At 66.2% G+C, this 6,688-nt stretch carries 5 protein-coding genes; all 5 read left to right on the top strand.

Going from position 1 to position 6,688, the window contains the following annotated elements:
• The first annotated feature begins 468 nt into the window (after nucleotides 1-468).
• On the top strand, nucleotides 469-1,488 hold the full coding sequence (locus VKP01_RS09490) for a GlxA family transcriptional regulator (RefSeq protein WP_324411908.1): 1,020 nt from the start codon (nucleotides 469-471) through the stop codon (nucleotides 1,486-1,488).
• A 131-nt stretch (nucleotides 1,489-1,619) separates the two neighbouring features.
• Nucleotides 1,620-2,870, top strand: a complete 1,251-nt coding sequence (locus VKP01_RS09485; protein ID WP_324411907.1) for a sarcosine oxidase subunit beta family protein — start codon at nucleotides 1,620-1,622, stop codon at nucleotides 2,868-2,870.
• Nucleotides 2,871-2,882: 12 nt separating this feature from the next.
• Nucleotides 2,883-3,239: a sarcosine oxidase subunit delta gene (locus VKP01_RS09480; RefSeq protein WP_324411906.1), complete on the top strand. Its 357-nt coding sequence runs from the start codon at nucleotides 2,883-2,885 to the stop codon at nucleotides 3,237-3,239.
• Nucleotides 3,236-6,271, top strand: coding sequence for a sarcosine oxidase subunit alpha family protein (locus VKP01_RS09475; protein ID WP_324411905.1), 3,036 nt, complete (start codon nucleotides 3,236-3,238; stop codon nucleotides 6,269-6,271). Before VKP01_RS09480 ends, VKP01_RS09475 begins: the two co-directional genes overlap by 4 nt.
• Nucleotides 6,268-6,688 (top strand): sarcosine oxidase subunit gamma family protein (locus VKP01_RS09470; protein WP_324411904.1); only part of this gene is annotated, 421 nt, incomplete at its 3' end. The genes VKP01_RS09475 and VKP01_RS09470, both read left to right, overlap by 4 nt.

The raw sequence follows: 6,688 nt of genomic DNA, 5'->3' as shown, positions 1-6,688 counted from the left end.
CGCAGGTTGATCGGGACGCGCCGGTCGGATTGATCGACGCTCTCGCAATGACCCGCGACGTTGCGCATCAGGGTCGGGATATGCGCGTCAGTGGGCTCGAAGCCCTCGATCGCGGCGCCCTGCATGACGGGCTGCTCGAGGCCCGTTGATTCCGTTGCATGTTCCGTTGCCATGATGACCCTCGCTTCCTGCTCGCGCTACGATGGAGCCGATGATGTCAACATGCATGCAAATGCGCCGCCGTGATGCTCTGGCAACGACGGCGAATACGCGGAAAACGTCGCATATACGTATCAGATGGCACGTTTTTCGTGAGCGATGACATAAACTGCCATGCTTTTTATTGAAAACGCGTGTCGTTTTCGTGATACTTTCCGTCGTCGGCAAGTCGTTGCGTGATGCGGCTTGCTGATTCACTTGAGGCGGGTATCATCAGGCAGGGCGGGAATCGGCGGGAAGGAGGCGAAGATGTTCGGCATACCGGCGGCCCATCAGACGCGGATGATCGACTTTCTGCTCTTGCCGGAATTCTCGATGATGGCCTTCACCGCCTCGGTCGAGCCCTTGCGCGCGGCCAACCAGCTCTCCGGCAGGCCGCTCTATGCCTGGCGCAGCCTCTCTCTCACCGGCGATCCCGTCTCCGCCAGCAACGGCGTCGTGGTCCATCCTGCCGGCGGTCTCGACGATGCGGGGCCGGGCGCGACCCTGTTCGTCTGTGCGGGCCTGCGCGCCGAGCGCATCCGCGACAAGGCGCTGTTTGCGCGGTTGCGGGAACTGTCACGCATGGGTGTCGGGCTCGGCGCGGTCTGCACCGGCGCACTCGTGCTCGCACGGGCCGGGCTGCTCGACGGCTACAACTGCACCATCCACTGGGAGCATGTGGAGGGCTTCGCCGAGGAATTTCCCGAGCTGAAGATCACCGCAACCCTGTTCGAGATCGACCGGGACCGCTATACCTGCTCGGGTGGCACCGCACCCCTCGACATGATGATCAACGGCATCGCCCGCGATCACGGCGAGGAGCTTGCCGTCGCGGTGGCGGAGCTGTTGCTGCACAATCTGGTGCGCCATCCGCACGACACCCAGCGCATGCCCGTCCAGCACCGGACCGGCATTTCGCATCCCAAGCTGCTCGCCGTGATCGCGCATATGGAGGCCTATATCGAAAGCCCGGTGCCGTTGCGTAATCTTGCCACCGATGCCGGTCTCTCGCCGCGCCAGCTGGAGCGGCTGTTTCGCGAGAAGATGGGCAAGACGCCATCGCGCTATTATCTCGAACTGCGCCTGCAGCGCGCAAGGCTGCTGCTCCTGCAGACCACGATGCCGATCTTGCAGATCGCGGTGGCCTGCGGTTTCACCTCCGCCTCGCATTTCGCGCGCTGCTACTCGGAACTGTTCGGCCACGCGCCACGGATCGAGCGCGCCCGTGCCGCACGCGTGCCGGGGCTGGAGAGCGAGCCGGGCGACGCCCTTGCCATGGAGGCGTGATGTCGCGGGTTCGTCGGCGCGTGATGTCGCTTCTGCGCAAGCAGCTGTCGCCTTTGCGCGATTGACGACGAGGGCGAATGCTATCGTGGGCGATGAGCTGATGGCGGGGGGCTCCGGCGAGCGAGGGCGGCATGACACGGTATTCCTTATGGTCGTTGCTGCGCGAGGGGCTCCGTGGCCACACGGGCTGGCAGCCGGCATGGCGTGAGGCCGAGCCGAAATCCGCCTATGACGCCGTCATCATCGGCGGCGGCGGTCATGGCTGCGCCACCGCCTGGTATCTTGCGAAGGAGCACGGGCTTACCAATATCGCCATCGTCGAGAAGGGCTGGCTCGGCGGCGGCAACGCGGCGCGCAACACCACCATCATCCGCTCGAATTATCTCTATGACGCCAGCGCCGCGATCTACGATCACGCCCTGCAGCTCTGGAAGGGGCTGGGGCGTGAGCTCAATTTCAACATCATGATGAGCCATCGCGGCGTGCTCAATCTCGCCCATGACGACAACGAGGTGCGCCAGCTCAGGCGCCGTGTCGAGGCCAACCGCCTCAACGGTGTCGAGGCCGAATGGCTCGATGCGAAACAGGTGGCGGAATACTGCCCGATCATCAATATGAGCCCCGCGTCGCGCTATCCCGTCATCGGCGCGACCCTGCAGCGTTCCGGCGGTGTCAATCGGCATGATGCCGTGGTCTGGGCCTATGCCCGCGCCGCGCATGAACTGGGCGTGGATATCATCCAGAATTGCGAGGTGACCGGGCTGAAGATCGAAGCCGGGCGCATCACCGGGCTGGAGACCAGTCGCGGCACCATCCGCACGCCGAAGGTCGCAAGCGTCGTGGCCGGCCATACCAGCGTGATCGGCGCCATGGCGGGCCTGCGGCTGCCGATCGAGAGCCATCCGTTGCAGGCGCTCGTCTCGGAGCCGATCAAGCCGGTCAATCCCTGCGTCGTGATGTCGAATGCGGTGCATGCCTATTGCAGCCAGTCGGACAAGGGCGAGCTCGTCATCGGCGCCGGGATCGACGCGCATCTCTCCTATACCCAGCGCGGGGCGTTTCCGGTGATCGAGGAGGAAATCGCCGCGGTGCTGGAGCTCTTCCCGATCTTCTCGCGGCTCAAGCTGATGCGCCACTGGGGCGGGATCGTCGATATCTGCCCCGATGCCAGCCCGATCATCTCGAAGACGCCGGTGAAGGGGCTTTATATCAACGGCGGCTGGGGCACCGGCGGCTGGAAGGCGACGCCGGCCTCGGGCCATGCGCTCGCCGATCTCGTGGCCCGCGACGAGCCCAACGCCATCGCCGCGCCCTATTCGCTGGAGCGCTTCACGACCGGCAAGCTCGTCGCCGAACACGGCGCCGCCGCCGTGGCGCATTGAAGGAGGCGCGTCATGTTCCGCATCCGCTGTCCCTATTGCGGCGAACGCGACCAGATCGAATTCGGCTATGGCGGCGAGGCGCATATCGCCCGCCCGCGCGAGCCGCATGCGATCAGCGATGCGCAATGGGCCGACTACGTCTTCATGCGCACCAATACCAAGGGGCTCTTCGCCGAACGCTGGGTGCATTCCGCCGGCTGCCGGCGCTGGTTCAACGCCCTGCGCGATACCGCGACGGATCGCTTTGTCACCACCTATGTGATCGGCGAAAATCCGCCGCTGCCGGTCACGCAAGGCGGGGATGAAGGCGCGCCCGTCGAAGAGGGCGCCGCAGCAGCGGCGGAAATCGCAGGCGGAGGCCGGCCATGAGCCCACAGCCCGCACGCCTCGCGCAAAACCGCCTGGCCCAAGGCGATCTGATCGACCGCACGAAGCCGATCACATTCTTCTTCGACGGCAAGCGCTATCAGGGCCATGCCGGCGATACGCTCGCCTCGGCGCTTCTCGCCAACGGCGTGCATCACGTGGCGCGCAGCTTCAAGTATCACCGCCCACGCGGCATCCTCGGGGCCGGGTCGGAGGATCCCGGGGCGCTGGTGCGCATCGGCTCGGATCCGGCGACGATGGTGGTCAACCAGCGCGCCACCGAAGTGGAATTGCATGACGGGCTCGAAGCCTTCCCCCAGAATTGCTGGCCCTCGCTGCGTTTCGATATCGGCGTCGTCAACGACCTGATGCACCGGTTTCTGCCGGCGGGTTTCTATTACAAGACCTTCATGGGCCCGCCGGGGAGCTGGATGGTCTTCGAACCCTTCATCCGCCGCGCGGCAGGGCTCGGCCCGGCGCCAAGTGCGCCGGATCCGGCGCGCTACGAGCATATGAACCGCCATTGCGAAGTGCTCGTCATCGGATCCGGGCCCGCCGGGCTCGCGGCAGCGCGTGAAGCGGCGCGCTCCGGTGCGCGGGTGATCCTCGCCGAGGAAAGCGCAGTCTGCGGCGGGCGCATTCTCGCCGAGGCCGAGGGCGATGCGCTGATCGAGGGGCTCGCGCCGCGCGCCTGGCGCGCGGCGGTGCTCGAAGAGCTCGCCAATCATGCTGACGTGACCCTGCTCACCCGCACCAGCGCTTCGGGCTATTATGCCCAGAACTGGGTGACGCTATTCGAGAATTGCACCGATCACCTGCCCCCGTCCGAGGCGGGCCATCTGCCGCGCCATCGCCTGTGGCGGGTGCGCGCGCAGCAGGTGGTGCTCGCCACCGGCGCGATCGAGCGCCCGCCCGTCTTCAACGGCAATGACCGCCCCGGCATCATGCTGGCCTCTGCCGCACGGACCTTTCTGCATCGGTACGGTGTGCGCCCCGGCGAGAATGCCGTGATCTTTGCCAATAACGACGATGCCTGGCGCAGCGCCTTCGATCTGCATGATGCGGGCGCGCGGATCGCCTCAATCATCGACACAAGGCCCGATCCCGCCCCCGCCCATCGCAATGCGGCGCAGGCGCGCGGGATTCCGGTCAGGCTCGGTGCGACCATCCTCGCCACGCGCGGTCGCCGGCGCATCCGCAGCATCGATGTCGCGGCTTTCGATGCTGGCGGCGTGACCGGCAACCCCGAGCGGATCGCCTGCGATCTGCTCTGCGTTTCCGGCGGCTGGTCGCCGAATGTGGCGCTGTTTTCGCAATCGGGGGGCAGTCTGCGCCATGACGGGACGCTCGCCGCCTTCGTGCCGGACGAGGCGCGTCAGGCGGTGGTGCCGGTCGGCGCCTGTGCCGGGGCGTTCTCGCTGGAGGAAGCCGTATCCGGCGGCGTGGAGGCCGGGCGCGCGGCTGCGCAAGCGGCGGGATTTATTGCAAGCGAAACCGATCCCGCCGCCGATGAGACGCGCGACGGCGTGCCGCCCTACCGCGTCGCGCCCGCCTGGGAGCTTCCCTCGAACCGTCCGAAATCGCGCATCCGCGCCTTCGTCGATCACCAGAACGACGTCACCGCCAAGGATCTGCATCTGGCCGTGCGCGAGGGCTACGGCGCGGTCGAGCATGCCAAGCGCTATACCACGACGGGGATGGGCACCGATCAGGGCAAGACCGTGGGCGTCAATGCCATCGGCGTGCTCTCGGGCGTGCTCGACAAGCCGATCGGCGAGATCGGCGTCACCACCTTCCGCCCGCCCTGGAAGCCGATCAGCTTCGGCGCCGTGGCCGGTCAGCATGTCGGTGCGCTGTTCCATCCACGCCGCACCACGCCGATGCATGACTGGCACGCGGCAAACGGCGCCGTATTCGAGGCCGTCGGCGACTGGCTGCGGGCGCGGGTCTATCCGTGCCACGGCGAAGAGTTCGACGCGGCACTTCAGCGTGAATGCCGCGCGGCGCGCAACGCCATCGGCGTGCTCGACGCCTCGACACTGGGCAAGATCGACATCCGCGGCAAGGATGCCCGTGCCTTCCTCAACCGCATCTACTCGAATGCCTGGATGAAACTCGAACCCGGTCGCTGTCGTTACGGTCTGATGACGAATGAGGACGGCATGGTCTTCGATGATGGTGTCACGGCCTGTCTCAGCGATGATCATTTCCATATGACCACGACGACGGGCGGCGCCGCGCGGGTGCTCGCCTGGCTGGAGGAATATCACCAGACCGAATGGCCGGAACTCGAAGTCTTCATGACATCTGTCACCGAACAATGGGCCGTCGCCTCGATCTGCGGGCCGCGCGCCCCGGAGCTCGCGGCGGATCTGTTTGACGATATCGATGCCGATCCCGAACGCTTCCCCTTCATGAGCCATGCATCCGGGCATATCGACGGGGTGCCGGCGCGAGTGTTTCGCATCTCCTTCACCGGCGAGATCAGCTACGAGATCAACGTGCCGGCAAGCTACGGGCTCTGGCTTTGGCGCACCCTGATGGAGCGCGGCGCGCCCTACGGCATCACGCCCTACGGCACCGAGGGCATGCATCTGCTGCGTGCCGAGAAAGGCTTCATCATCGTCGGCCAGGAAACCGACGGCACGCTGACGCCGGTTGATCTCGGCATGGGGTGGGCGGTGAAGAAGAATGCGGATTTCATCGGCAAGCGCTCGCTCACCCGCTCCGACACCGCCCGCGACGACCGGTTGCAACTGGTCGGGCTGATCACCGCCGATCCCGCCTTCGTCATCCCGGAAGGCTCCCAGATCATCGCCTCTGGCCGCGAACAGAGCCCGCGTACCTCGATGATCGGGCATGTCACATCGAGCTATTTCAGCCCCAATCTCGGACACTCGATCGCCCTCGCCCTCATCGCCGGTGGGCATGGGCGCATGGGTGAGCGCATCCATGTCGCCCGCCGCGACGCCGAGCCCGTTCCCGCCACGATTACCGGCTCCGATTTCCTCGCAGGCCTGAAGGACGCATCATGATCGACGAGCGCCGTGTTTCCCCGCTGGCTCATCGCGAGCCCCTCCATGCCGGCGATTTCGCCCATCTCGCGGAAGACGCCTTTCGCGGGATCGTGAGCGTGCGCGCCGCACCGATCCACCTCGCTGCGCCGCTCCAGGCGGTGACGGGGCGCATTCTGCCGATCCGCGCTGGCCATGCCGATCTGGGGCGCCGCTGCGCCGTGCTCTGGCTCGGCCCGGATGAATGGGCGATTCTCGCCGCGCCCGATGCCGCAGCCGGGATCTCGCAGGATCTGTCGCAGGCGCTGACGCTCTATCAGCATCAGGTGGTAGATGTCAGCGACTACAACACTGTCCTCACCCTGCGCGGCAGCGCGGTGCGCGAGCTTCTCGCCAAGCTGATCACCATTGATCTGCATCCGCGCCACTTCGCCCGCG

This window comes from Saliniramus sp., from assembly GCF_035311605.1.
GTDB lineage: Bacteria > Pseudomonadota > Alphaproteobacteria > Rhizobiales > Beijerinckiaceae > Saliniramus.
Note: the sequence above shows the minus strand (reverse complement) of the source record. Positions and strands in the feature narration are given on the sequence as shown.